21 protein-coding genes are annotated in these 22,528 nt (G+C 69.9%); 14 read left to right on the forward strand and 7 right to left on the reverse strand.

Features of this window, described 5'->3' with window-relative positions; translation table 11 throughout:
• Nucleotides 1–46 precede the first annotated feature (46 nt).
• The 3 genes from N802_RS16345 to N802_RS21030 all read left to right on the forward strand — a co-directional run bounded on the left by N802_RS16345 (nucleotide 47) and on the right by N802_RS21030 (nucleotide 3,912).
• Nucleotides 47–1,189: a citrate synthase 2 gene (locus tag N802_RS16345; RefSeq protein WP_052110074.1), complete on the forward strand. Its 1,143-nt coding sequence runs from the start codon at nucleotides 47–49 to the stop codon at nucleotides 1,187–1,189.
• A gap of 134 nt (nucleotides 1,190–1,323) precedes the next feature.
• On the forward strand, nucleotides 1,324–2,448 hold the full coding sequence (serC, locus tag N802_RS16350; RefSeq protein WP_035918335.1) for a phosphoserine transaminase: 1,125 nt from the start codon (nucleotides 1,324–1,326) through the stop codon (nucleotides 2,446–2,448).
• A 168-nt stretch (nucleotides 2,449–2,616) separates the two neighbouring features.
• The gene (locus tag N802_RS21030; RefSeq protein WP_052110075.1) at nucleotides 2,617–3,912 is read left to right on the forward strand and encodes a lytic murein transglycosylase; all 1,296 of its coding nucleotides are present in this window, start codon (nucleotides 2,617–2,619) and stop codon (nucleotides 3,910–3,912) included.
• A 349-nt stretch (nucleotides 3,913–4,261) separates the two neighbouring features.
• Here the strand turns inward: N802_RS21030 and N802_RS16360 are convergent, their stop codons facing one another.
• The gene (locus N802_RS16360) at nucleotides 4,262–5,560 is read right to left on the reverse strand and encodes an MFS transporter (protein ID WP_035918336.1); all 1,299 of its coding nucleotides are present in this window, start codon (nucleotides 5,558–5,560) and stop codon (nucleotides 4,262–4,264) included.
• Nucleotides 5,557–6,009 carry a MarR family winged helix-turn-helix transcriptional regulator gene (locus tag N802_RS16365; RefSeq protein ID WP_052110076.1) on the reverse strand — a complete coding sequence of 151 codons (453 nt, stop codon included), beginning with the start codon at nucleotides 6,007–6,009 and terminating at the stop codon, nucleotides 5,557–5,559. Before N802_RS16365 ends, N802_RS16360 begins: the two co-directional genes overlap by 4 nt.
• 108 nt (nucleotides 6,010–6,117) lie before the next feature.
• Here N802_RS16365 and N802_RS16370 point away from each other — a divergent pair, with 108 nt between their 5' ends.
• The gene (locus tag N802_RS16370; protein ID WP_035918337.1) at nucleotides 6,118–7,611 is read left to right on the forward strand and encodes an NCS2 family permease; all 1,494 of its coding nucleotides are present in this window, start codon (nucleotides 6,118–6,120) and stop codon (nucleotides 7,609–7,611) included.
• A gap of 91 nt (nucleotides 7,612–7,702) precedes the next feature.
• On the opposite strand, the gene N802_RS16375 is transcribed toward N802_RS16370, so the two are convergent.
• The 3 genes from N802_RS16375 to N802_RS16385 are packed head-to-tail and all read right to left on the reverse strand — an operon-like array spanning nucleotide 7,703 to nucleotide 9,157.
• Nucleotides 7,703–8,005, reverse strand: coding sequence for a DUF2530 domain-containing protein (locus N802_RS16375; protein WP_084072295.1), 303 nt, complete (start codon nucleotides 8,003–8,005; stop codon nucleotides 7,703–7,705).
• Between the two features lie 7 nt (nucleotides 8,006–8,012).
• Nucleotides 8,013–8,753, reverse strand: coding sequence for a DUF3027 domain-containing protein (locus tag N802_RS16380; RefSeq protein ID WP_035918340.1), 741 nt, complete (start codon nucleotides 8,751–8,753; stop codon nucleotides 8,013–8,015).
• Entirely contained in the window at nucleotides 8,753–9,157 is a 405-nt protein-coding gene (locus N802_RS16385; RefSeq protein WP_035918343.1) for a cold-shock protein, read from the reverse strand. Before N802_RS16385 ends, N802_RS16380 begins: the two co-directional genes overlap by 1 nt.
• A gap of 288 nt (nucleotides 9,158–9,445) precedes the next feature.
• Here N802_RS16385 and N802_RS16390 point away from each other — a divergent pair, with 288 nt between their 5' ends.
• Nucleotides 9,446–10,714: an MFS transporter gene (locus N802_RS16390; RefSeq protein ID WP_035918346.1), complete on the forward strand. Its 1,269-nt coding sequence runs from the start codon at nucleotides 9,446–9,448 to the stop codon at nucleotides 10,712–10,714.
• On the opposite strand, the gene N802_RS16395 is transcribed toward N802_RS16390, so the two are convergent.
• Nucleotides 10,701–11,609: an aldose 1-epimerase family protein gene (locus N802_RS16395; RefSeq protein ID WP_035918349.1), complete on the reverse strand. Its 909-nt coding sequence runs from the start codon at nucleotides 11,607–11,609 to the stop codon at nucleotides 10,701–10,703. The two genes, N802_RS16390 and N802_RS16395, sit on opposite strands and share 14 nt — an antisense overlap.
• Nucleotides 11,610–11,643: 34 nt before the next feature.
• Here N802_RS16395 and N802_RS16400 point away from each other — a divergent pair, with 34 nt between their 5' ends.
• Nucleotides 11,644–13,932: a helicase-associated domain-containing protein gene (locus N802_RS16400; protein WP_035918467.1), complete on the forward strand. Its 2,289-nt coding sequence runs from the start codon at nucleotides 11,644–11,646 to the stop codon at nucleotides 13,930–13,932.
• Between the two features lie 90 nt (nucleotides 13,933–14,022).
• On the opposite strand, the gene N802_RS16405 is transcribed toward N802_RS16400, so the two are convergent.
• Nucleotides 14,023–14,967: a hydroxymethylglutaryl-CoA lyase gene (locus tag N802_RS16405; RefSeq protein ID WP_035918351.1), complete on the reverse strand. Its 945-nt coding sequence runs from the start codon at nucleotides 14,965–14,967 to the stop codon at nucleotides 14,023–14,025.
• Nucleotides 14,968–15,495: 528 nt separating this feature from the next.
• Between N802_RS16405 and N802_RS21035 the strand changes: the two genes are divergently transcribed.
• From N802_RS21035 to N802_RS16445, 8 genes are all read left to right on the forward strand, one after another.
• Complete coding sequence (locus N802_RS21035; RefSeq protein ID WP_281175152.1) at nucleotides 15,496–15,630, forward strand: hypothetical protein; 135 nt, start codon at nucleotides 15,496–15,498, stop codon at nucleotides 15,628–15,630.
• 6 nt (nucleotides 15,631–15,636) lie between these two features.
• Nucleotides 15,637–17,274 carry a DNA repair helicase XPB gene (locus N802_RS16415; protein WP_035918356.1) on the forward strand — a complete coding sequence of 546 codons (1,638 nt, stop codon included), beginning with the start codon at nucleotides 15,637–15,639 and terminating at the stop codon, nucleotides 17,272–17,274.
• A 172-nt stretch (nucleotides 17,275–17,446) separates the two neighbouring features.
• Nucleotides 17,447–18,073 carry an LURP-one-related family protein gene (locus tag N802_RS16420; RefSeq protein ID WP_035918469.1) on the forward strand — a complete coding sequence of 209 codons (627 nt, stop codon included), beginning with the start codon at nucleotides 17,447–17,449 and terminating at the stop codon, nucleotides 18,071–18,073.
• Between the two features lie 37 nt (nucleotides 18,074–18,110).
• Nucleotides 18,111–18,350 carry a hypothetical protein gene (locus tag N802_RS16425; RefSeq protein ID WP_035918360.1) on the forward strand — a complete coding sequence of 80 codons (240 nt, stop codon included), beginning with the start codon at nucleotides 18,111–18,113 and terminating at the stop codon, nucleotides 18,348–18,350.
• 20 nt (nucleotides 18,351–18,370) lie between these two features.
• Nucleotides 18,371–18,670 (forward strand): type II toxin-antitoxin system PemK/MazF family toxin, encoded by a 300-nt coding sequence (locus tag N802_RS16430; RefSeq protein WP_281175153.1) that lies wholly within the window; start codon nucleotides 18,371–18,373, stop codon nucleotides 18,668–18,670.
• An 81-nt stretch (nucleotides 18,671–18,751) separates the two neighbouring features.
• Nucleotides 18,752–19,465 carry a response regulator transcription factor gene (locus N802_RS16435; RefSeq protein ID WP_035918366.1) on the forward strand — a complete coding sequence of 238 codons (714 nt, stop codon included), beginning with the start codon at nucleotides 18,752–18,754 and terminating at the stop codon, nucleotides 19,463–19,465.
• Nucleotides 19,465–20,925 (forward strand): sensor histidine kinase, encoded by a 1,461-nt coding sequence (locus N802_RS16440; RefSeq protein ID WP_035918369.1) that lies wholly within the window; start codon nucleotides 19,465–19,467, stop codon nucleotides 20,923–20,925. The genes N802_RS16435 and N802_RS16440 overlap by 1 nt, the downstream gene beginning before the upstream one ends.
• Nucleotides 20,926–20,972: 47 nt before the next feature.
• Nucleotides 20,973–22,448, forward strand: coding sequence for a trypsin-like peptidase domain-containing protein (locus tag N802_RS16445; RefSeq protein WP_245613983.1), 1,476 nt, complete (start codon nucleotides 20,973–20,975; stop codon nucleotides 22,446–22,448).
• Nucleotides 22,449–22,528: the final 80 nt, after the last annotated feature.

Consider the following 22,528-nt stretch of genomic DNA (forward strand, 5'->3'; position numbering starts at 1 on the left):
ACAATGTTGCTGCCCGACACCGGAAGAACCCGAGACGAGGGAACCTGTGACATCGCAGTCCGAGACCCAACAGCCCGCCGTTGCCGCGACGCCGGACCCTGACTTCCGGCCCGGTCTGGAGGGCGTCATCGCCTTCGAGTCCACGATCGCCGAGCCCGACAAGGAAGGTGGCGCGCTGCGATATCGCGGCGTCGACATCAAGGACCTCGTCGGTCGCGTGAGCTTCGGCCAGGTGTGGGGCCTGCTCGTCGACAACGAGTTCGACCCGGGCCTCCCACCCGCCGAGCCGTTCCCCCTCCCGGTGCACAGCGGCGACATCCGCGTCGACGTCCAGTCCTCCCTCGCGCAGCTCGCGCCCGTGTGGGGCTTCAAGCCGCTCCTCGACATCGACGCCGCCGAGGCCCGCGACAACCTCGCCCGCGCGTCGGTCATGGCGCTGTCCTTCATCGGTCAGTCCGCGCACGGCCAGACCACACCGATGGTGCCGCAGGCCCGTGTCGACGAGGGCAAGACCATCGTCGAGCGGTTCATGATCCGCTGGCGCGGTGAGCCCGACCCCAAGCACGTCGAGGCCATCGACGCCTACTTCATCTCCGCGGCCGAGCACGGGATGAACGCGTCGACGTTCACCGCACGGGTCATCGCGTCGACGGGCGCCGACGTCGCGGCCTGCATGTCGGGCGCCATCGGTGCCCTCTCGGGGCCGCTGCACGGCGGGGCCCCGTCGCGCGCCCAGCACATGATCGAGGGAGTCGAGCAGTCCGGCGACGCCGAGGCCTATGTCAAGGGTGTCCTCGACCGTGGCGAGCGCCTCATGGGCTTCGGCCACCGTGTCTATCGCGCCTACGACCCGCGCGCCGCCGTCCTCCGCGACACCTGCAAGCGCCTTGGTGCCCCCCGCTACGAGGTCGCCGCCGAGCTCGAGAAGGCCGCCATCGCTGCCCTGGCCGAGCGCTACCCCGAGCGCCGGATGGAGACCAACGTCGACTACTGGGCCGCCGTCCTCCTCGACTTCGCCGACGTCCCCGGCGAGATGATGACGCCGCTCTTCGTCGCGGCCCGCACCGCTGGCTGGGCGGCGCACATCCTCGAGCAGAAGGAGACCGGGCGCCTCATCCGCCCGAGCTCGCGCTACATCGGCGAGCCCAGCCGTCCCCTCGAGTCCGTGGCCGGCTACCGCGAGAGCTGAGCCCGGACGCACGACCCGACTGCACGGCATACGAACGAATTCGTATGCCGTGCAGTCCGTTGGGCACATGGCTCACGTCGTCCGGTGGCTGAACTCACACGAGGAGCGGCGCCACCGTGCGGGAGAATGACGCGGTGACTGACGCTGCCATCACCATCCCCCAAGACCTCCTTCCCGCCGACGGACGCTTCGGCTCCGGGCCCTCCAAGGTTCGCCCCGAGCAGGTCGAGTTCCTCGCCTCCCTCGGCACCACCGTCCTCGGCACCTCCCACCGCCAGGCCCCGGTCAAGAACCTCGTGAAGTCGGTCCGCTCCGGACTCGCGGACCTCTTCTCCATCCCGGAGGGCTACGAGGTCATCCTCGGCAACGGTGGCGCGACCGCGTTCTGGGACATCGCCGCCTTCGGGCTCGTCCGCGAGCGCGCCCAGCACCTCGCGTTCGGTGAGTTCTCGAGCAAGTTCGGGACCGTGACGTCGAACGCGCCGTTCCTCGGTGAGTCCTCGATCATCAAGAGCGACCCGGGCACGCGCCCGGCCGCCGTCGCGGAGGACGGCATCGACGTCTACGCCTGGGCGCACAACGAGACGTCGACCGGTGTCATGACGGACGTGCGCCGCGTCGAGGGCGCGGCGGACGACGCGCTCGTCCTCATCGACGCCACGTCCGGCGCCGGCGGACTGCCCGTCGATGTCGCCGAGACCGACGTCTACTACTTCGGCCCGCAGAAGTGCTTCGCCGCGGACGGCGGGCTCTGGCTGGCCCTCTTCTCCCCTGCCGCCCTCGCCCGGGTCGACGAGATCACGGCCTCGGGGCGCTGGGTTCCCGACTTCTTCAGCCTGCCGACCGCGATCGACAACAGCCGCAAGGACCAGACCTACAACACCCCCGCAGTGGGCACGCTCGCGCTGCTCGACAACCAGTTGCAGTGGCTCAACGGCCAGGGTGGCCTCGACTGGGCGACCGCGCGCACCAAGGACTCGTCCGACCGTCTCTACACGTGGGCCGAGTCGGTCGACTACGCGACGCCCTACGTCGCGGACCCGGCGGCCCGCTCGCAGGTCGTCGCGACGATCGACTTCGACGACGCCGTCGACGCCTCGGTCATCGCCAAGACGCTGCGCGCGCACGGCGTGGTCGATGTCGAGCCCTACCGCAAGCTCGGCCGCAACCAGCTCCGTGTCGCGACGTTCCCGGCCGTCGAGCCCGCGGACGTCAGCAAGCTCATCGCCTCGATCGAGCACGTGGTCGCCGCCCTCTGACCCGCCCGCCTGACCCCCGACCTACCGGGCCGGATGTGTCGCGATCGCGACCCTTCCGGCCCGGTAGGTCGTTTATGAGACGGGTCACGGGCCCATTCGGCCCTTGGGGTTTCTCCGGGTAACCTTGCGCGGGTGCGCCGACCACGGCGCCACCGGAAGGAGGCTGACATGGGCGTCAGCAGGCATCGGGCGGCACTGGCCGCCCTGAAGACCACGACGGGCAAGCGGATCGCCGGGGCGGTCGCTGCACTCGCCGTGACGTCGACCGGTGTCGCTGCCGTGGCTGCCACGGAGCCGGCCGCCCAGGCCAAGCCGCGCCTCGTCGTCCCTCCCGTGCCGGTCTACCAGGCGGGCGGCGTCACCACGCTGCCAGCACTGCCGGCTCTTCCTGCCCTGGAGCTTCCGGACCCCAACGCCACGATCACCCCCGAGTCCCTCGCGGGCGAGCCGCAGACGTGGGGGCTGACCAGCACCGCGAGTGGCATCCCGGCCCAGGCCATGGCGGCCTACCAGGCGGCGCAGCGACTCCTCGCCCAGGCGGACCCCGGATGCAAGATCGACTGGGCCCTGCTCGCCGGCATCGGCAAGGTCGAGAGCGACCACGGCCGGTGGGGTCGCAACCTCCTCGACGCGGCCGGTACCGCCGTGCCCGGCATCTTCGGAATTCCCCTGACCGGCGACGGGGTCGCCCGCATCACAGACTCCGATGGCGGCCGCTACGACCGCGACGTCATCTGGGACCGCGCCGTCGGACCCATGCAGTTCATCCCCGGCACGTGGAAGTCCGTCGGGGCCGACGGCAACGGCGACGGCAAGCGCGACCCGCAGAACATTGCCGACGCCGCCACCTCGGCGGGCATCTACCTGTGCTCCGGACGAGGGGACCTCACGCAGCCTGCGGACCTCACCCGGGCAGTGCTCCGCTACAACCACTCGATGGACTACGTCACCAAGGTGACCAGCATCGCGGCGTCGTACCGTTCCGGCCACAGCGTGGTCCCGGCCACGGCCCTGCCGCCGGGGTATGCCGGCCGCACGCCCTACCTGCCCCCCGCCGGCTCCCAGCCCGGTCCCGCGACCAGCCCGTCGCCGAGCGCGACCACCTCACCGTCGGCGTCGACGTCACCGAAACCACAGGCCACGTCGGAGCCCTCGCGCTCCACGGCCCCCCAGCCGAAGCCCTCGACGGCCGCGCCCCAGCCCACGAAGGCCCCCGCGCCCAAGCCTGTCGTGCCGCTGCCGAAGGTCACCGCGACGCCACTGCCGTCGACCACGGTGGGGGTCGACCCGGACCCCTTCTCAGTGGGGGACACGGTGAAGATCACCGCCGGCCAGCACGTCGGCCTGTCCGCCAGGATCCTCAAGGTCGACACGTCCAAGGACACCGTGACCGTCGCCGTCACCGTGCTCGGCGTCGACATCCCCGTCGTCCTCCCCTACAGCGACGTCGCCCTCGTCCCGTAGGCCCAGGGGCCTGATCCCGGCCTGACCCGGCACCTGCAGGAGGGGTGCCGGGTCAGGTCAGCGGTCGAGGTAGTACGAAACGCCGTCCGGCGTCGTGGCGGGACGGCGTTTCGTACTACCTCGACTGGCGGATCGGTGAACCGATGTGGCGCCCTCGACGAAGCGCATTGTGGGGTTCGTGCGTTTGCGACGAAGGAGCAACTGAGCGCGAACCCCACAATGCGCGGAGTCGAACGTGCGCCGAGAAGCGGCGAGGTGGGCGCGGGTCAGGTCAGGACGGCATACGCGATGGCCACGATCACGAGCACGGCCAGGACGCCGAGCGTCATCCGGCGACGGAAGGCCGGCGTCATCGGGCCGCCTCCGGGGCCGGCTCGGTGACGGTGTCACGCACCGGGAAGGCCTCGATCGTGATGCGCGGGGACCGCTGCGACTCGTAGCTCACCCGAACATTCTGCTGCCGGGCGATCCACCACATGACGGCGACCAGCGTGAGACCGATGGCAATGGGTCCGATGGCGATCGTCCAGCGGGCGCCCCAAACCTCGCCGATCCAGCCGATGATGGGCGCCCCGATCGGGGTGCCCCCCATGAAGATCGCCATGTAGAGCGCCATGACCCGGCCACGGACGAGTGGGTCGGTGCGGAGCTGAACCATGGCGTTGGCGGTGGTCAATGCCGTGAGAGCGGCCAGACCGGTGGGAACGAGCGCGAGGGCGAACAGGGCATAGGTGGGCGCCAGCGAAGCCGCCGTCGTCGACAGGGTGAAGCCGGCGAGCGAGAAGAGCAGCGTCCGCAGCCGCGGGTTCGCGCGGCGCGCGCTGAGCAGGGCGGCCGAGAGGGACCCGATCGCCATGATCGAGCCGAGGATGCCGTACTCCGTCGGACCCTTGCCGAACTCCTGCGTCGCCATGAGGGCCGTCGTCACCTGGAAGTTCATGCCGAAGGTGCCGAGGACGAACACGAGGAGCATGACGACCTGGATGTCCGGCCGGTTCCTGACGTAGTGGATGCCCTCCCGGATCGCACCCTTGCCGCGCGTGAGCGGCGCAGGGATCAGTTCGTCCGACCTGAGCAGGAGCAGCGCGACGATGACGAACGCGAACGTGGCGACGTTGACGAGCAGTGTCCAGCCCGTGCCGTAGAACGCGATCATGAGGCCCGCGACACCGGGCCCGATGAGGCGGCCGGCGTTGAACGAGGCGCTGTTGAGGGCCACGGCGTTCGCGAGCTTGTCGCGCGGCACCATCTCGGACACGAACGACTGCCGGGCCGGGTTGTCGATCGCGGTGATGACGCCCTGGGTCAGGGCAATGGCATAGACCTGCCACAGCGTGGCGACCTCGGCGAGGACGAGGACCGCGAGGACGAGACTCGTCAGGAGCAGCAGCGTCTGCGTCACGAGCATGATCCGGCGCCGGGGGAACCGGTCCGCGATCGCTCCGGCCCACGGTGCGAGGAGGAGGAACGGGAGGAACTGGAGCCCGGTGACGATGCCGAGAGCCTGACTCGAGTGGTCGGTGAGCTCGGTGAGGACGAGCCAGTCCTGGGCGACGCGCCCCATCCACGTGCCGACGTTGGACACGAAGGACCCGGCGTAATAGATGCGGTAGTTGCGCTCGGTGAACGAGGTGAAGGTCGGGCTCACTCGTTCGCCACCTTGGTGAGGATCTCGCTCGCACGCAGCAGGATCGCCTGCTCCTCGGGGTCGAGGTTGCTGACGCGGACGGCCATCCAGGCGTCACGCTTGCGGCGGGTGTCCTTGAGCGCCTTGCGTGCGTCGTCGGTCAGGGTCACGACGACCTGACGCTTGTCGGTGGGGTGCGGCGCTCGTTCGACCCAGCCGCGCTCCACGAGACCGCCGACGGTGCGCGTCATGCTCGGCGCACTGACCCTCTCGATCTCGGCCAGTTCACCAGGGCTCCGCGGAGACTCCTCGAGGCGACACATCACCGAGAACTGGTGCGGCGCAATGGAATCCGTGCTCTCGTAGCGAACCCGGCGCGAGATGCGCATGCAGGCCAACCGGAGCTCTCCGGCAAGTGAGGACACCGCGGAAGGCCGCAAGGCGGCATACGAACGGGTGTTTTCACTCATGTACTTAGCCTAACTCATTACTTGTGCTAAGTATTTCCGTCGTCCACGTGGTGACTTCCGAGCGATCTCGTATGCCGTGTGGCCACCGCGCTCGCTAAGGTGCCGCCCATGCCGACTGCCGCACCTGCCAAGACAGCCGACCCCGCCAAGACCGGGTCCTCAGCGATCGACCGCTACTTCAAGATCACCGAGCGCGGCTCGACGATCAGCCGGGAGGTGCGTGGCGGGCTCGTCACGTTCTTCACGATGGCCTACATCGTCGTGCTCAACCCGCTCATCCTGGGCTTCGCCCCGGACGCCAACGGGGCGTTCCTCGGCGGTGGACCGGGTGACGGGTCCAACCTGCCGGCCATCGCCGCGGGCACCGCCCTCGTCGCCGGACTCCTGACGATCCTCATGGGGGTCGTGGCGAACTTCCCACTCGCCCTGGCGACCGGGCTGGGCCTCAACGCCTTCGTCGCGTTCGCCGTGGCCTCGCAGATGACGTGGGCCGACGCCATGGGGCTCGTCGTGCTCGAGGGCCTCATCATCCTCGTGCTCGTGCTCACGGGCTTCCGCCAAGCGGTCTTCCACGCGGTGCCCAAGCAGCTCAAGGTCGCGATCTCGGTCGGGATCGGCCTCTTCATCGCCCTCATCGGCTTCGTCGACGCCGGCTTCGTGCGTCGGACCGCCAACGGCCCCGTGCCCGTCCAGCTCGGTGTCGATGGGTTCCTCGGCGGCTGGCCGACCTTCGTGTTCGTCGCCGGCCTCATCACGATCATCGTGCTGTGGGTCCGCAAGGTCCGCGGCGCCATCCTCATCGCGATCATCGCGACGACTGTGCTCGCGATCGTCATCGAGGCGATCGCCAAGATCGGCCCGATGGTCGCCGGCGACAAGGTCAACCCGACCGGTTGGGGCCTCATCGTGCCGACGCTGCCCGACCAGATCATCGACACCCCGGACCTCGCCACGGTCGGCCAGTTCTCGCTGCTTGGCTCGTTCCAGTCGGTCGGCATCGTCTCGGCCTTCCTGCTGATCTTCACGCTGATGCTCGCCGACTTCTTCGACACCATGGGCACGATGACCGCGATCGGTCACGAGGCCGACCTGCTCGACGAGGACGGCCTGCCGCCGAGCACGGACCGCATCCTCGTCGTCGACTCCCTGGCTGCCGCCGCCGGTGGTGCAGCAGGTGTCTCGTCGAACACGAGCTACATCGAGTCGGCCTCGGGCGTCGGTGAGGGTGCGCGCACCGGCCTGGCATCGGTCGTGACCGGGCTGCTCTTCCTCGCCTCGATGGTCTTCGCCCCGCTCATCAAGGTCGTGCCCTCCGAGGCGGCCGTGCCGGCCCTCGTCCTCGTCGGCTTCCTCATGATGCAGCAGGTCAAGGAGATCGACTGGGACGACGTGGAGATCGCCATCCCGGCCTTCCTCACGATCGTGCTCATGCCGTTCACCTACTCCATCACCGCGGGCATCGGCGCCGGCTTCGTCGCCTACGTCCTCATCAAGGTCGTGCGCGGCAAGGCTGCCGGGATCCACCCGCTCATGTGGCTCGTGGCCGGACTCTTCGTCCTCTACTTCGCCATCGACCCCATCAAGACCGCCCTCGGCGTCTGATGGCGTCTCCCGACCTTGTGCCCGAATGGGACACGCTGCGGAGGCCTTCGGCCGACAAAGCGTGTCCCATTCGGGCACAAAGTCGGGGTTCTCAGTGGGCGTCGCTGGCGTTGCCGCGTCCCCGGCGCACATAGAGCAAACCCACCGTGCCGAGCACGAGCCCGGCGACGCAGGCCCACGGCCACCACGACCGGTCGCCCTCGTGCAGCGCGGGAACCAGCAGCGTCAGGACGAGCGCCACACCCCACAGGACGAGGCCGATCCCGACGATCCGCTGGGTGGGCACGTGCAAGGCTTCGAGTGCCTCGACCTCGTCAGCGCTCACCCGACCCGGACCTGCAGGCGTGGGTATGCCGTCCGCCCGCCGCTCGCTCGATCCCCCGGTCTCGCTCATGGCCGGATCAGACCCGCTCGAGCTCGTTGTCGTCGAGCACGGGAGGCGCGATGACCTCGGGCTCGGGGGCATCGATGTCCACCTCGGAGTGCGCGCCGCAGCCGTGGTCAAGGCTGACGACGGCGCCGTCGGACGGAGACCAGGCGTTGGCGCACACGCCGAAAAAAGACCGAAGTGCACCCGCCATCGGGATGAAGAAGCCACAGGACGAGCACGGCGCCGGAGCCTTCTGCGCCACGGGCGCGTTGGGGCCGTGGTCGCCGTCGTACCAGCGCTGGGCCGCGACCTCGCGCCCCTCGGCGGACAGCACGCGTGGACGCCCGAGGCCGAGCTCCCAGGCCACGGCGGCATCCTCATCACCCTCGAGACCGGTCGCCTCGAAGCCGGCCTCGAGCAGCGGGTCGTCGTCGACCTTGGGGGTGACGTCGCCGGGTCCGATGTCCCCGGGAGCCAGCCGGTCGGCATACGGAAGCCACTCGGGTGACAACAGCGCACCGTCACCCGGGACGAGGTTGGTCTCGCAGACGGTGACGGTCTTGGAGCGCGGCACGCGCGCGACCGTGATCGCCCAGCGCCACCCCGGGTAGGCACCGGCCGTGCACGCGAAGTAGTGCGTCGCGAGCCGGTCCTCGACCATCTCCATGCCGAGGTGGTCGCCGACGGTCCCTCGCTCGGCGATCGACTCGGCCGCCTCGCGGGCGACCTCGACCGCACCCTTGAGGGTGGCGTCGGGCTTGAGGGTCGGCATCAGGCGTCGAGGTCGTCGGCGACGGCCCGCAGCACCTGCGCGACCTTCTTGCCGTGGCCCTTGTCCGGGTAGTGGCCGCGACGCAGCGAGCTCTGCACGGAGTCCAGGAGGGTGATGAGGTCCTCGACGATGACGACCATGTCCTCGGCGGGCTTGCGGTCACGCGCCTTGCGGTTCGCCGTGACGCTCGCCGCAGGCTCGAGCAGTCGCACGGACAGAGCCTGGGCGCCGCGGCGGCCCTCGACGATGCCGAACTCGATGCGCGCGCCGTTCTTGAGGCTCGTGACACCCTCGGGGAGCGCGCTCGAGGGCACGAAGACGTCGCCGCCCTCGGTCGGGTCGTCGGTCGAGACGAATCCGAACCCCTTCTCGGAGTCGTAGAACTTCACCTTGCCAGTAGGCACGGGGCACCTCATGTGATTGCTGCGGGTGGTCCGGAGTGCGGGCATCGCACCTCCGGGCGTACGTGCACAGCGTATCTGCCTGCACGTATGCCGCGCGCACGCCTTTCCGACGTCGCCACCCCCGTCGGTGGTTGCGTCCGCAGGATTGGTCACCCTGGCGACCAGACCCCCGGACGGGAGCGGACGGCATACGTGCCGTGTCCGCAGGAATGGTCGCCCCGGCGACCAGAGTCGCGGGCGCAGGAAACTCGGTTGGTGGGTGTCGGTACCGGGTGCCAGAGTCTTCAGGTGACCGCGACAACCGACCGACCCAAGGTCAGCCTCCGCCAGTTCTGGGCTGACCTCCCCACCCCGGGGCGCTGGTTGCTGTCCACCGTCGCCATCCAGACCCTCGGGCGCGGGCTGACCCTGCCGTTCACCGTCATCTACATCCACGAGGTCCGCGGCATCGGGCTCGGCACAGCCGGCACCCTCCTCGCCCTCATCGCCGTCGTCGCTCTGCTCGTCACGGGCCCCGGCGGCTCCCTCACGGATCGCCTCGGCGCGCGGCGCATGCTCATCGCGGGCACGAGCGCCCAACTCGTCGGGTGCACCATCCTCGCCTTCGCCACCACCGTCCCGATGTTCGTCGCCGGCTTCGTCCTGCTCGGCTTCAACTTCGGCGTCTCGTGGCCGGCGTTCAACGCCCTCATCGCGTCAGTGGTGTCCGGGCAGCTCCGGCAGCAGTACTTCGGCGTGAACTTCGCGCTCGTCAACCTCGGCATCGGCCTCGGCGGTGTCGTCGGTGGACTCTTCGTGGACGTGAACGAACCCATGACGTTCACGTGGATCTTCCTCGCCGACGCCCTGAGCATGCTCGTGCCGCTCGGCCTCCTCCTCGGGCCGTTGCGTCACGTCCACGGCCGAGCCGAGCGACCGGCTGACGCCCCGACCGTCGGCTATCTCGATCTCCTGCGCCGGCCACCAGTGCTGTGGCTGACGTTCATCACGTTCCTGTGCACCTTCATCGGCTACGGCCAGATCGAGTCAGGCTTCCCGGCCTTCTCGCGTCAGGTCGGCGAGGTGTCGACGCAGGTCATCGGGTTCGCCTTCGCGGTCAACACGCTCGTCATCGTGGCGCTCCAGTTCACCGTGCTCAAGGCCGTCACCGGGCGCCGCCGGACCCGCGGCCTCCTGGTCATGGTGGCGCTCTGGGTCGTGTCGTGGCTCATCCTGGCTGCGGCCGGGTTCGGCCCCGAGACGATGCTCGCCGCGGTCGCCGTCGTCGCCTTCATGGGCGTCTTCGGTCTCGGTGAGATCTTCATGCAGATCGCCATCCCGGCCATCACCAACGACATGGCCGACGACCACATCCGCGGGCGAGCCAACGCCGTCAACGCCGGCGCCTTCCAGGGCGGTGCGATCCTCGGTCCCATCGTCTCGGGCCTCCTGCTCGAGCACGACCTGCCCGTGGCCTTCATCGCGACGATGCTCGGCGGCCTCGTCGTCATGGCCGTGGCGGTCAGGTTCCTCGAGCGTCAGCTCACCCCGGCCGAGAATGGTGTCACCGCCGGCTGATCCCCCAGGTCCCCGTCCAGGTCTCGCCGGCTGCGAGTTCGAGAAGCGAGTCGCCGGAGTTGAAGGCATTCGGCGGGCACGTCATCGGCTCGACGGCGATGCCGTGCTCCCCCGCCTGGCCCGCCTCCGCCTTGCCCGAGAACACCTGCGCCCACGGGAGGGCCTGCGCGTCGGCCCACACGTCGACGACGGGGCGCCCGGTCGTTGCCACGGTGACCGTCCAGCGCCCGTCCACGACGTCCAATCCCGTGTATGCCGTGTCGAGCCGCTGCGTGCCGATCGCCTTCCGCTCCCGGTGGTCGAAGGCCGAGCCCTCGACCGGTGTGGTCCCGACGGGAATGAGGCGGTCGTCGACCTCGACGAAGTGCGTCGCGGCGATCCGGACCTCGACCTCCTCGACCGGTGCATCGCCGATCGCGACGTAGGGATGGGCCCCGTAGCCGAAGGGCACGGTCTCCTCCCCCACGTTCGTCACGCGGACGGTGACGGTGAGACCCTCCGGTGCCACGGCATACGTCGTCGTGGATTCGAGGTGCCAGTCCCAGCCCGGCTGCGGGAAGAGTCGGTGCCCCACCGTGATGGACGAGTCCGTGCGCTCGACGAGACGCCACGGCGACCACCGCACGAGGCCGTGGCTGGCGTTGTGGTGTTCGACCTCGCTGATCGGGAGCTGCCGCTCGACGCCGGCATAGGAGTAGCGGCCGTCGCGGATGCGGTTGGGCCACGGGATGAGCTGCTGGCCGCGGCCGCTCGTGCAAGGTGCGTCGGCCGCGTAGCCCGCGAGGATCTCCAGGCCGTCGCGCGCCCACTGACGCAGGCCCCCGCCCACCTCGACGACCGTGAGACTGTCGCGTCCGGACGAGAGGAGCCACTGCTGACCGGTGGGTGACGTCATGACGGCGAATCTACGCGGGACGTACCGTGGTGCGGTGCAGTCCATTTCCCCGCCAGCGAGCCGCTCCCTCGCCGATGACATTCGCGGACGCTCGGACGAGGAACTCACTGCGCTGCTCGCGGCACGGCCCGATCTGGCGCGCCCGGCACCGAGCGACCTGACCGCCCTGGCCGCGCGGAGTTCGACCCGAGCCAGCACTGCCCGGGCCATCGACGCCCTGGACACGGCCCACCTGCAGGCGCTCGAGGCGGCAGCGGTGGGCGCCGGTGCCACGACGACCGCCGACCTCACCCGCCGCCTCGGCGCTGACGACCCGACGCTCGTGGACAACCTGCGCGAGGAGCTGTGGCGAGTCGCCCTTGTCTGGCGCGCACCCGAGGGCCTCGTCGTGACTCGCACGACGCTGGAGGTGCTCGGCGAGTCCGTGGCGGGCCTCGGCCCCGTCGCGGCGGACCTGCCCGGCGGCGCGGCACCGTCGGACGAGCGCATCCGGGAGATCGCCGCGGACGCGCCACCTCGGGCACGCGCCATCCTCGACCGGTTGATGTGGGGACCTCCGCTCGGCATCGTGCCGGCCGAGGACAGCCCCGGACGACCCGGCCCGGCCGACGACGGACCACGCTGGCTGGTGGCCAACGGGTTGGTCCGGGCCATCGCTGCCGACCAGATCGTGCTCCCGCGCGAGGTCGCGTTGGTCCTGCGCGACGGCCTGGTTCACCGGGATCCGCACCTCGTGCCCCCGTCGGTGACCGGACCCCAGCGCCAGCCGGAGGCAGTCGACGCGGCGGCGGGCGCGTCGGCGAGTGAGGTGCTGGCGCTCCTCGACGACCTCCTCGACTCCTGGTCCCAGAACCCGCCGCGAGTCCTCCGCACTGGTGGCCTCGCCGTCCGTGACCTCAAGGCCGCATCGGCGCACCTGGACACGACACCCGAGCACACGGCATACCTCGTCGAACTCGCCCTCATCGCAGACCTCGTCGCAGACGACGGCGAAGTGGACCCGCACTGGGTGCCCACCGCGGAGTACGACGCGTGGCAGACCGAACCCGGTGGCGAACGCTGGGCGCGACTGGCCCTCGCCTGGCTGTCGACGACCCGCGCGCCTCATCGGGTCGGCTCGCGCAGTGACGCGTCGGCGGTCGTCAATGCCCTGGGGTCGGACGTGCAGTGGCCCCCCATCCGGTCGCTGCGGCGGGCGGTGCTCGACCTGCTCGGCAGTGTCGACGGTGCCATCGCACCGACCGCGGGAGACCTCGCCGAGGCGGTGCGCTGGCATCGACCCCGACGGGTGCCGCGAACGCTCGATGCCGTCGTCGAGGCAGTCCTGCGCGAAGCATCGTGGCTCGGCATCACCGGTCACGGTGCCCTGAGCGTCGCTGGGCGCGCGCTGCTCGAGAGCGACGGCGAGGTCGATGTCGTGGCCGAGTCGATCCACCCGCACCTGCCCGCCCCCGTCGACGCGGTGCTGCTGCAGGCGGACCTCACGGCCATCGCGCCCGGCCCGGTCACGGGATCGTTGGCGGCTTTCCTGCGCATGGTGGCCGACGTCGAGTCCCGGGGCGGTGCGACGGTGCACCGCTTCAGCGAGGACTCGATCCGCCGTTGCCTCGACACGGGATGGACCGGCGACGACATCCTCGCCGGTCTGCGTGACGCGTCGAGCACCCCGGTGCCCCAGCCCTTGGAATACCTCGTGCGCGACGTCGCCCGCCGACACGGAACGGTCCGGGTGCGTGGTGTGGGTGCCGTCATCCGGAGCGAGGACGAGGCCGGCCTCGACGTCATGCTCGCCCACAAGCGCTTGGCCCCCATCCAGCTGCGGCGCATCGCGCCCACCGTCCTCACGTCGCCGGCCTCGCCGGAGGTCGTCCTCGAGATGCTCCGCGAAGAGGGATTCTCACCCGTCGCCGAGTCCGCGTCCGGTGTCGTGGCCGTGCCGAGTCGACCGGTTCGCCGGGCCGTGAGGCAGCGAGCGATCGACCCCGCTCTGGTGCAGGCCATCGACCGCGCCCAACTGGGTTCGCTCGTCGCCGGGCTCCGGGCTGCGGAGTCGCAGGCTCAGGCACGTGCGGCGGGCGCCGCCGGAGGTGGCCGGGTCGGACCGGCGATCCCGGCCAACGACCCGACGACCTCGATGGCCGTGCTGCGCGAGGCGATCGCGGACGGACGCGCCGTGTGGCTCGGCTACTCGGACGGCCTCGGCCAGACGCAGCGGATGCTCTTCCACCCAGACCGCCTCGACGGCGGCCGCGTCTCCGGAGTCAGCGAGGGCGTCACCCGCACCCTCTCCATCCACCGCATCACCGGCGTCGTCCCCAACTGAGGGGATCGACTTTGTGCCCCATTGGGACACGATGAGGGAGGCCTTCGGCCGACGAAGCGTGTCCCAATGGGGCACAAAGTCGGCGGCGTGTCAGTCCGTGGAGAAAGCCGGGGTGAGCGCGCGGACGACAGCGGAGGGCGACGGACGGCCGAGCTGCTGCGCCATCCACGCACTCGTCGTGAGCAGCGCCTCCAGGTCCACACCCGTGCGCACGCCCGCACCCTCCATCGCCCACACGAGGTCCTCGGTCGCGAGGTTGCCCGTGGCGCTCTCGGCGTAGGGGCATCCACCGAGTCCACCTGCCGACGAGTCGACGACCGTCACGCCGCGCCGCAGTGCCACGAGCGTGTTGCTCAGCGCCTGGCCGTAGGTGTCGTGGAAGTGCACGCCGATCCGGTCGACACCGATCCCCCTGTCCCCCAACGCATCCAGCAGCTGCGCCACGTGGCCGGACGTCGCGACGCCGATGGTGTCACCCAGCGAGAGCTGGTCGCAGCCGAGCTCCATGAGTCGTTCGGACACGTCGACGACCTGCTGCACCGGCACCGGTCCCTCCCACGGGTCACCGAAGCACATCGACACATAGCCGCGCACCCACAGTCCAGACTCTTGCGCCCGCTCCACGACGGGCCTGAACATCTCGATGGACTCGTCGACGGTCCGGTTGAGGTTCTTGCGGGCAAAGGTCTCGGTGGCGCTGCCGAAGATCGCGACTGCGCCGACACCGGCCTCGAGAGCGCGGTCGAGGCCGCGCTCGTTGGGCACGAGCACGGGGCGCTTCGGACCGAGGCCCTCGTCGCCGAGGAGTCCCAGGACCTCACTGGCGTCGGCGAGCTGCGGCACCCACTGCGGGTTGACGAACGAGGTCGTCTCGATGGTGGCCAACCCAGCCGCCGCCATCCTGCGGATGAACTCCGCCTTGACCTCGGCGGGAACGATCGACTTCTCGTTCTGCAGACCATCCCGGGCGCCGACCTCATAGATGGTGATCTCAGCGGGGAGGGTCGAGTCGGCCTCGACCTGAGGGGTGCGCATGCTCATGCCTGATGATGGCACGCCCCTCCGATGGGCCAGCGGACCACCGGACCGAGGCCCCCGCACCACGGGCGCCGGGATACCTTGTCGCCATGAGCGAGAACGACAAGGACCCGCAGCCGGGCGAGTTCACGGATCCGACGGCCAACCCGGAGTGGACTGCGCCCCAGCCTCCACAGAGTCCTCCCACGGAGCAGATTCCACAGGGCTCCGGCGAACCCGACGTTCCCTCCGCACCCGATGTGCCACCGGCACCGCCTGCTCCTGTCGCTCCACAGAGCCCGTATGCCGCGACGCCGCCTCCGCCGCCCGTCGACCCTTACGCCGCGCCCCAGCCGTCGTACGACCCGTACGCCGCACCCCAGCCGCAGTACGACCCCTACGCCCCGCCCCAGCCGCAGTACGACCCCTACGCCGCGAGCGGTGCGCAGGCAGCGCAGGGCGGCTACCCGGCATACCAGGCTCCCGGTCAGTGGCAGGGGCAGCCGGCGGCCTACGGAGCCCCGCCGCCGCAGAACACCAGCGCGCATGACCAAGTGGGGCTGGGTCGTCTTCGGCATCAGCATTGCGCTCAGCATCATCGGGATCATCGCGTTCATTGCGTTCGGCGCCTCGGGCGCGTTCGACGGCACCGGCACCTACGACTCCGACCCCACCTTCTGAGGTCGCGTGACTGACGGCGCACTCATCGTCCAGAGCGACAAGACGCTCCTCCTCGAGGTCGACCACCCTCGATCTGCCGAGGCGCGCCGGGCGATCGCGCCGTTCGCCGAGCTCGAACGGGCGCCCGAGCACATCCACACCTATCGGATCACTCCACTGGGCCTGTGGAACGCTCGGGCGGCTGGTCACGACGCCGAGCAGGTCGTCGACGCCCTGGTCACGCACAGCCGCTACCCGGTGCCGCACGCCCTGCTCATCGACGTGGCCGACACGATGGCCCGCTACGGCCGACTCACGCTCCTCAAGGACGACGACGGCCGGCTGGTGTTGCGCAGCACCGATCGCGCCGTACTCGCAGAAGTGTTGCGGCACAAACGGATCAAGCCCCTCATCGGTGAGCACCTCGATGAGGACAACGTCGTCGTCCACCCGAGCGAGCGCGGCCACCTCAAGCAGGAGCTCCTCAAGGTCGGCTGGCCCGCGGAGGACGAAGCGGGCTACGTCGACGGTGAGGCCCACCAGATCGACCTCGACCAGAGCGAGGGGTGGTCCCTGCGGCCCTACCAGGAGCAGGCGGTCGACGGCTTCTGGGACGGCGGCTCGGGCGTCGTCGTCCTCCCGTGCGGCGCGGGCAAGACCCTCGTCGGTGCGGGCGCCATGGCCAAGGCCTCGGCGACGACCCTGATCCTCGTGACCAACACGGTCTCGGCCCGGCAGTGGAAGGACGAGCTGCTCCGCCGCACGAGCCTCACCGAGGACGAGATCGGTGAGTACTCCGGCGCCCGCAAGGAGATTCGCCCGGTCACGATCGCGACCTACCAAGTGCTGACGACCCGTCGCAAGGGCGTCTACACGCACCTCGACCTGCTCGACGCGCGCGACTGGGGCCTCGTCGTCTATGACGAGGTCCACCTGCTGCCGGCGCCGATCTTCCGCATGACCGCCGACCTCCAGGCCCGCCGCAGGCTCGGTCTCACCGCGACGCTCGTGCGCGAGGACGGACTCGAGTCCGATGTCTTCTCCCTCATCGGACCCAAGCGGTTCGACGCACCGTGGAAGGACATCGAGGCGCAGGGCTACATCGCTCCCGCCGACTGCGTCGAAGTCCGGGTCACGCTTCCCGACGGACAGCGGATGGCGTATGCCGTCGCTGACGCCGAGGACCGCTACCGCCTCGCCTCCTGCTCGGACGCCAAGCTGCCCGTGGTGGAGAAGCTCGTGGCTCGGCACCGGGGTGAGCCGACGCTCGTCATCGGCCAGTACCTCGACCAACTGGACGAACTCGCCGGTCGGCTCGACGCCGACGTCATCACGGGCGAGACGACCGTGGCCGAGCGGCAACGCCTTTTTGGTGCGTTCCGCACGGGCCAGATCGACCTGCTGGTCGTTTCCAAGGTCGCGAACTTCTCCATCGACCTGCCCGAGGCCAGTGTCGCCATCCAGGTGTCGGGGACGTTCGGGTCCCGGCAGGAGGAGGCGCAGCGGCTCGGTCGCGTGCTGCGGCCCAAGGGTGACGGCCGGACGGCGCACTTCTACACCGTCGTGGCGCGCGACACCGTCGACGCCGAGTTCGCCGCGCACCGGCAGCGTTTCCTCGCCGAGCAGGGCTACGCCTACCGCATCATCGACGCTTCCGATCTCTGACTGAACCTCGACTGATTGCCCGTTCGGCCAGTGAGGAGCGCAGCGACGAACTGGCCGAACGGGCAATCAGTCGAGGTCGGGTGAGGGGTGACCCGGAGCGGACCCCGAGGGCGACCCTGAAAGGTGGGCGGACGGCATACGCCGCTGGCTTCGGCGTGTGACCGTTTGCACCATGACGCAGCAGCCGCAGGGGAACCCGACCACCCAGCCCACCCGCTTCCGGGTGCGCCAGAAGGTGACGATGATGGTCAACCGCTACGAGATCCACGGGGTCGGAGCGGACGGCACCGAGCTGGGGCTGTGGGGCTTCGCGCAACAGAAGCGGATGGCGTTCAAGGAGCAGGTGACGTTCTACGCCGACGCGGGCAAAAGCCAGCCGGTGTTTGGGTTCAAGGCGCGCACTCGCATGGACCTCGGCGCGACCTATGATGTGACCGACGCTGCGGGACAACCGATCGGGCAGTTTCGCAAGGACTTCGGCAGGTCGCTGCTGCGCTCGACGTGGCACCTCACGATGCCGGACGGTCGGGTGGCGCTGGGCCGCGAGCGCAATCAGAACGTCGCCATCGCCCGTCGGGTCTGGGACCTCGTCCCCATCGTTGGTGAGATTCCCGTGCCCTTCCTCTTCCACTTCGACTTCGCCCTTCCCGACGGCCAGGTCGTTCTGACCAGCACCAAGAGGCCGGCACTGCGTGACGTCTACGAGGTCGACCTCCCGCTGCTCGACGGGGGACAGCCCATCGACTGGCGCGTCGGGGCCGCCATGGCCGTCGCCCTCGACGCCCTTCAGTCCCGGTGAGGGCCCAGTCATGCCATGTCCGTGGCATGATGGTGGCATGGCACGCACGCGAGTTAGCACGACCGTCGACGAAGAGTTGCTCGACGCGGCGAGGCGCGCCATGCCCGACGCCCGCGACAGTTCACTCCTCGAGGCCGCGCTCGAGGCGCTCCTGCGCACCCACCGGGACACCGAGATCGACGCGGCATACGCGAAGGCCTACGCGGAGCAACCGTTGGACGAGGCGGACGCCTGGGGTGACCTCGCCGCCTGGCGCGAAGCCGCCGGCACACGGTGAACACCACACAGCGGGGCGAGGTGTGGTGGTGCGAGACACCGCATTTCCCACGCCGGCCGGTGATTCTGCTGTCCAGATCCGCGGCGGTGCACGGACTCGGACGGACCTTGGTCGCCCCTTGCACCACGACGATCCGTGGCCTCCCGAGCGAGGTCGAGCTCGATCCGGGCTCGGACCCCGTCCCGCTCGAGTGCGTTGCCGCTCTCGACGCCGTCGAGTCGGTGTCGGTCGCCACTCTGGTCGAGCGCATCGGTCGGCTCAGCGATGCCCGGATGTCGGAGATCTGTCGAGCCCTGGGTGTCGCCGTGGCCTGCGGCTGAGCGGCCGGCGTCGCCGAAGCGACGGACGAGCACACGGCATACGTCCAGCGAACTCCCAGACTCGGGGCCGAAACTGGACCGGTGAGTACCAACGGAACCACCCCCGAGGCCACCCTGCTCGTCGTCGAGGACGAGCCCAACATCCGCGAGCTCCTCGCGACGTCGCTGCGCTTCGCCGGGTTCGAGGTCCACACCGCGGGCACCGGCGGCGACGCAGTCAAGCTCGCCGACGAGCACCACCCCGACCTCTGCGTCCTGGACGTCATGCTCCCCGACATGGACGGCTTCGACGTGACCCGCCGCCTGCGCGAGTCCGGTCGCCACGTCCCCATCGTCTTCGTCACCGCGCGCGACTCGATCGACGACAAGATCAAGGGCCTCACCGTCGGCGGCGACGACTACGTCACCAAGCCCTTCAGCCTCGAGGAGGTCGTGGCCCGCATCCGCGCCGTCCTGCGGCGCACTCGCGGCGAAGTCGACGACAGTGCCGCACTGCGCTTCGAGGACCTCGAACTCGACGAGGACAGCCACGAGGTGCGTCGCGCCGGCCGCGTCATCGAGACGAGCCCGACGGAGTTCAAGCTGCTCCGCTACCTCATGCTCAACCCCAACCGGGTGCTCTCCAAGGCGCAGATCCTGGACCACGTCTGGGAGTACGACTTCCGCGGCGAGAGCGGCATCGTCGAGTCGTACATCTCCTACCTCCGTCGCAAGATCGACACCGAGGGCCTGCCGCCGCTCATCCACACCAAGCGTGGCGTCGGCTACGTCCTGCGCCTGCCGCCGCAGACCTGATGACCAGCACGCCCGCGTCCCGAGCCGTGGTCGAGCGGCTGGAGGCAATGCCCCTGCGCGTGCGACTCGTGGCCATCGTCCTGGTCGTCCTCACGGGTGCCCTGCTGTTCACGAACCTCATGACGGCCTACCTCACGCAACGTGACCTCATGGGGCGCGTTGACGCCGAGCTCAAGGGCGTGGCAGAACCCGTTGCGCGACAGGCACTTGGGGACTTGCGCCGCGATGCCGACGTGACACCCACCAACTACGCCTTCGCCCTCATCCCGGTCAATGGCGGCCAGCAAACGACGGTGAACCCGACCGGTGAATCCATCCGCCCCGACCTCCCCCAACTGACGCTCGAAGACGTGCGAGTCGAGAAGGGCCAGCCCTTCACGGTCGGGTCGAGGGATGGTGACCTCTCATGGCGCTTCATCGCCGGCACCGTCAATGAGGGCCAGGCGATCTTCGCTGTCGGCGTTCCACTGCGCACCGTCAAGCAGACGGTGACGCGACTCCTCGTGACGACGGGATTGCTCAGCGCTCTGGTCCTCGCCGGATCCGCACTGCTGGGTTGGTATGCCGTCCGCCGGGCTTTCCGTCCCCTCTCCGAGATCGAGGACACCGCCGCTGCGATCGCCGGTGGCGACCTCACGAGGCGAATGCCAGTGCGGGAGGCCGACGACGAGGTGACGTCCCTGTCACGCAGCCTCAACGCCATGCTCGCCCAGATCGAGGCCTCGTTCGCCGTCCGAGAGGCGTCCGAGGATCGCATGCGGCAGTTCGTCGCCGACGCCAGCCATGAGCTGCGCACCCCCCTGGCGACCGTGCGCGGCTACGCCGAGTTGCACCGGCAGGGCGCCATCTCGAGCCCCGCCGACACGAGCGCCGCGATGGAGCGCATCGAGTCGGAGTCTGGCCGCATGAGCGGACTCGTCGAGGACCTGCTCACCCTGGCCCGTCTCGACGAGGAGCCGACGGCCTCGATGGGCGAGGTCGACCTCACCGTCCTCGCCGCCGACGCCACGGCCGACGCTCGTGTCCGAGCCCCCGAACGTCGCATCACGTTGGTCGGCCTCGCCGGTCCGCTGTCGGCCACCCCCGTCTGGGGATCCGAGGCTCGACTCCGTCAGGTGGTGACCAACCTCGTCGCCAACGCCATGCGGCATACGCCTCAGGGGACGTCCATCGAACTGGCCGTGGGCACAGACGGCACTGACGGTGTCGTCGAAGTCCGCGACCACGGCGAAGGAATCCCTTCTGGCACAGCACATCGCGTCTTCGAGCGCTTCTACCGCTCCGACCCCTCACGCGGTCGCATCGCCGGCGGCGGGAATGGGCTCGGACTCGCAATCGTGGCCGCCATCGTGGCCGCCCATCACGGCCGAGTGGGTGTCCAGGAGACGGCCGGCGGAGGAGCAACCTTTGTGATCCGCATTCCCACAGGCGGCTCACAGCCTCGACCCAGCACCCCTTGAGGTCAAGGCACTTGAGTGGGCCGTGCCAGTTCGATGAAGGAGAAACGATGAGCAGCAACGAGACCGGACAGCCGGCGAGCACGGCCCGCGAGGGATCCGGCGACGCTGCCCGAGACTCGACGCAGCAGCTCCCGCAGCAGGCAGCGCCATCGCAGCCGGCACGGCCGCAGCAACAGGCCGGGCCATCGGAGCAGTCGCCCGAGGCAGTGCCGTCGCAGCGGCCCGCGGAGGCCCCGCGGTCTCCCTACGCGTCGCCTTCGTCCCAGCCCGCGCCGACCACTTGGTACGGCGCCCACGAACCCGCCGGACCGGTGTTCCCCCCGCCACCGGCCCCCGGGGCAGCCCCGTCGAACCCCGAACCGCAGCCGCGTCAGCGGCGTCGGACCGGGGAGCTCTTCGCCGTGGCTGCGCTGACCGCCGCACTCGCGTCGGGCGGCACCTACGCCGCGACCCAGCTGGGGTCGCAGGACACGCAGAACCCCTCCTCTGCGTCGTCCTCCCCCAGCCTGGGTCGTGGCTCGGGGTCGGCACCGGTGACGCAGGGCAACCCGCAGGCGCCGAACTGGACCGCGACCGCGGCAGCCGTCTCACCGAGTGTCGTCGCCATCAAGACCGACAGCGGTGAGGGCTCCGGCGTCATCATTGACGACGAGGGCCACGTGCTCACCAACAACCATGTCGTCGCCGGCGCCCGGGAGCTTTCGGTGACGCTCACCGACGGTCGCACCTTCAGCGCCGACATCCAGGGCACCGACCCCCGCACCGACCTGGCCGTCGTGACGATTGGGGACGCACCCGACGACCTCAGGCCCGTCTCGATCGGCAACTCGGACGACCTCAAGGTGGGCGACCCGGTCATGGCAGTCGGCAACCCACTCGGGCTCGCGGGCACCGTGACGACGGGCATCGTCAGCGCCCTCAACCGGCCGGTGACCACAGAGGCCGTGCAGGGCCAGCCGCAGCAGCAGAACCCCTTCGGCAACCGAATCCCGGGCCAGCAGCAGGGCGGCGAGCCCGTCGTCACCAACGCGATCCAGACCTCGGCCGCGATCAACCCCGGCAACAGTGGTGGGGCGCTCGTGAACGCGAGCGGAGAGCTCGTCGGCATCAACACCTCGATCGCCTCCCTCGGCGGATCCGGTGGATCGAGCGGCAACATCGGCATCGGCTTCGCGATCCCGGTCAAGGAGGCGGCGAGCATCGCCGACCAGCTCATCAAGACGGGCAAGGCCCAGCACGCCTACCTCGGCGTCGCCCCGGCCAACGGGACGGCGTCGGACGGCAGCGCGACGCGCTCCGGTGCCCAGATCCGGACGGTCTCACCCGGCACCCCCGCCGAGAAGGCCGGGCTCAAGGTCGGCGACGTCATCACCGAGGTCAACGGAGAGCGGGTCGACTCTGCCGAGTCCCTCGTCGCCCACATCCGCGAACACGCCGTCGGTGACACCGTGAAGCTCACCGTCCTGCGCGACAACAAGAGCCAGGAACTGTCGGCGACCCTGGTTGCCACCCCATCGAGCTGATCACCGGCTCGAACCCCGTCTGACACTCAGAAGGGCACGCCACCACCTGAGTGATGCGGTGAGTACCCCGACTCATGGAG

The organism is Knoellia sinensis KCTC 19936 (assembly GCF_000768705.1).
GTDB lineage: Bacteria > Actinomycetota > Actinomycetes > Actinomycetales > Dermatophilaceae > Knoellia > Knoellia sinensis.

What these genes read in the sequence shown, in the direction of transcription:
- N802_RS16440 (WP_035918369.1), top strand. Translation starts at nt 19,465, where the DNA reads ATGACCAGCACGCCCGCGTCCCGAGCCGTGGTCGAGCGGCTGGAGGCA.
- N802_RS21035 (WP_281175152.1), top strand. Translation starts at nt 15,496, where the DNA reads ATGACCAAGTGGGGCTGGGTCGTCTTCGGCATCAGCATTGCGCTCAGC.
- N802_RS16375 (WP_084072295.1), bottom strand. Translation starts at nt 8,005, where the DNA reads ATGAGCGAGACCGGGGGATCGAGCGAGCGGCGGGCGGACGGCATACCC.
- N802_RS16370 (WP_035918337.1), top strand. Translation starts at nt 6,118, where the DNA reads ATGCCGACTGCCGCACCTGCCAAGACAGCCGACCCCGCCAAGACCGGG.
- N802_RS16420 (WP_035918469.1), top strand. Translation starts at nt 17,447, where the DNA reads ATGACGCAGCAGCCGCAGGGGAACCCGACCACCCAGCCCACCCGCTTC.
- N802_RS16405 (WP_035918351.1), bottom strand. Translation starts at nt 14,967, where the DNA reads ATGCGCACCCCTCAGGTCGAGGCCGACTCGACCCTCCCCGCTGAGATC.
- N802_RS16445 (WP_245613983.1), top strand. Translation starts at nt 20,973, where the DNA reads ATGAGCAGCAACGAGACCGGACAGCCGGCGAGCACGGCCCGCGAGGGA.
- N802_RS21030 (WP_052110075.1), top strand. Translation starts at nt 2,617, where the DNA reads ATGGGCGTCAGCAGGCATCGGGCGGCACTGGCCGCCCTGAAGACCACG.
- N802_RS16365 (WP_052110076.1), bottom strand. Translation starts at nt 6,009, where the DNA reads ATGAGTGAAAACACCCGTTCGTATGCCGCCTTGCGGCCTTCCGCGGTG.
- N802_RS16425 (WP_035918360.1), top strand. Translation starts at nt 18,111, where the DNA reads ATGGCACGCACGCGAGTTAGCACGACCGTCGACGAAGAGTTGCTCGAC.
- N802_RS16380 (WP_035918340.1), bottom strand. Translation starts at nt 8,753, where the DNA reads ATGCCGACCCTCAAGCCCGACGCCACCCTCAAGGGTGCGGTCGAGGTC.
- N802_RS16395 (WP_035918349.1), bottom strand. Translation starts at nt 11,609, where the DNA reads ATGACGTCACCCACCGGTCAGCAGTGGCTCCTCTCGTCCGGACGCGAC.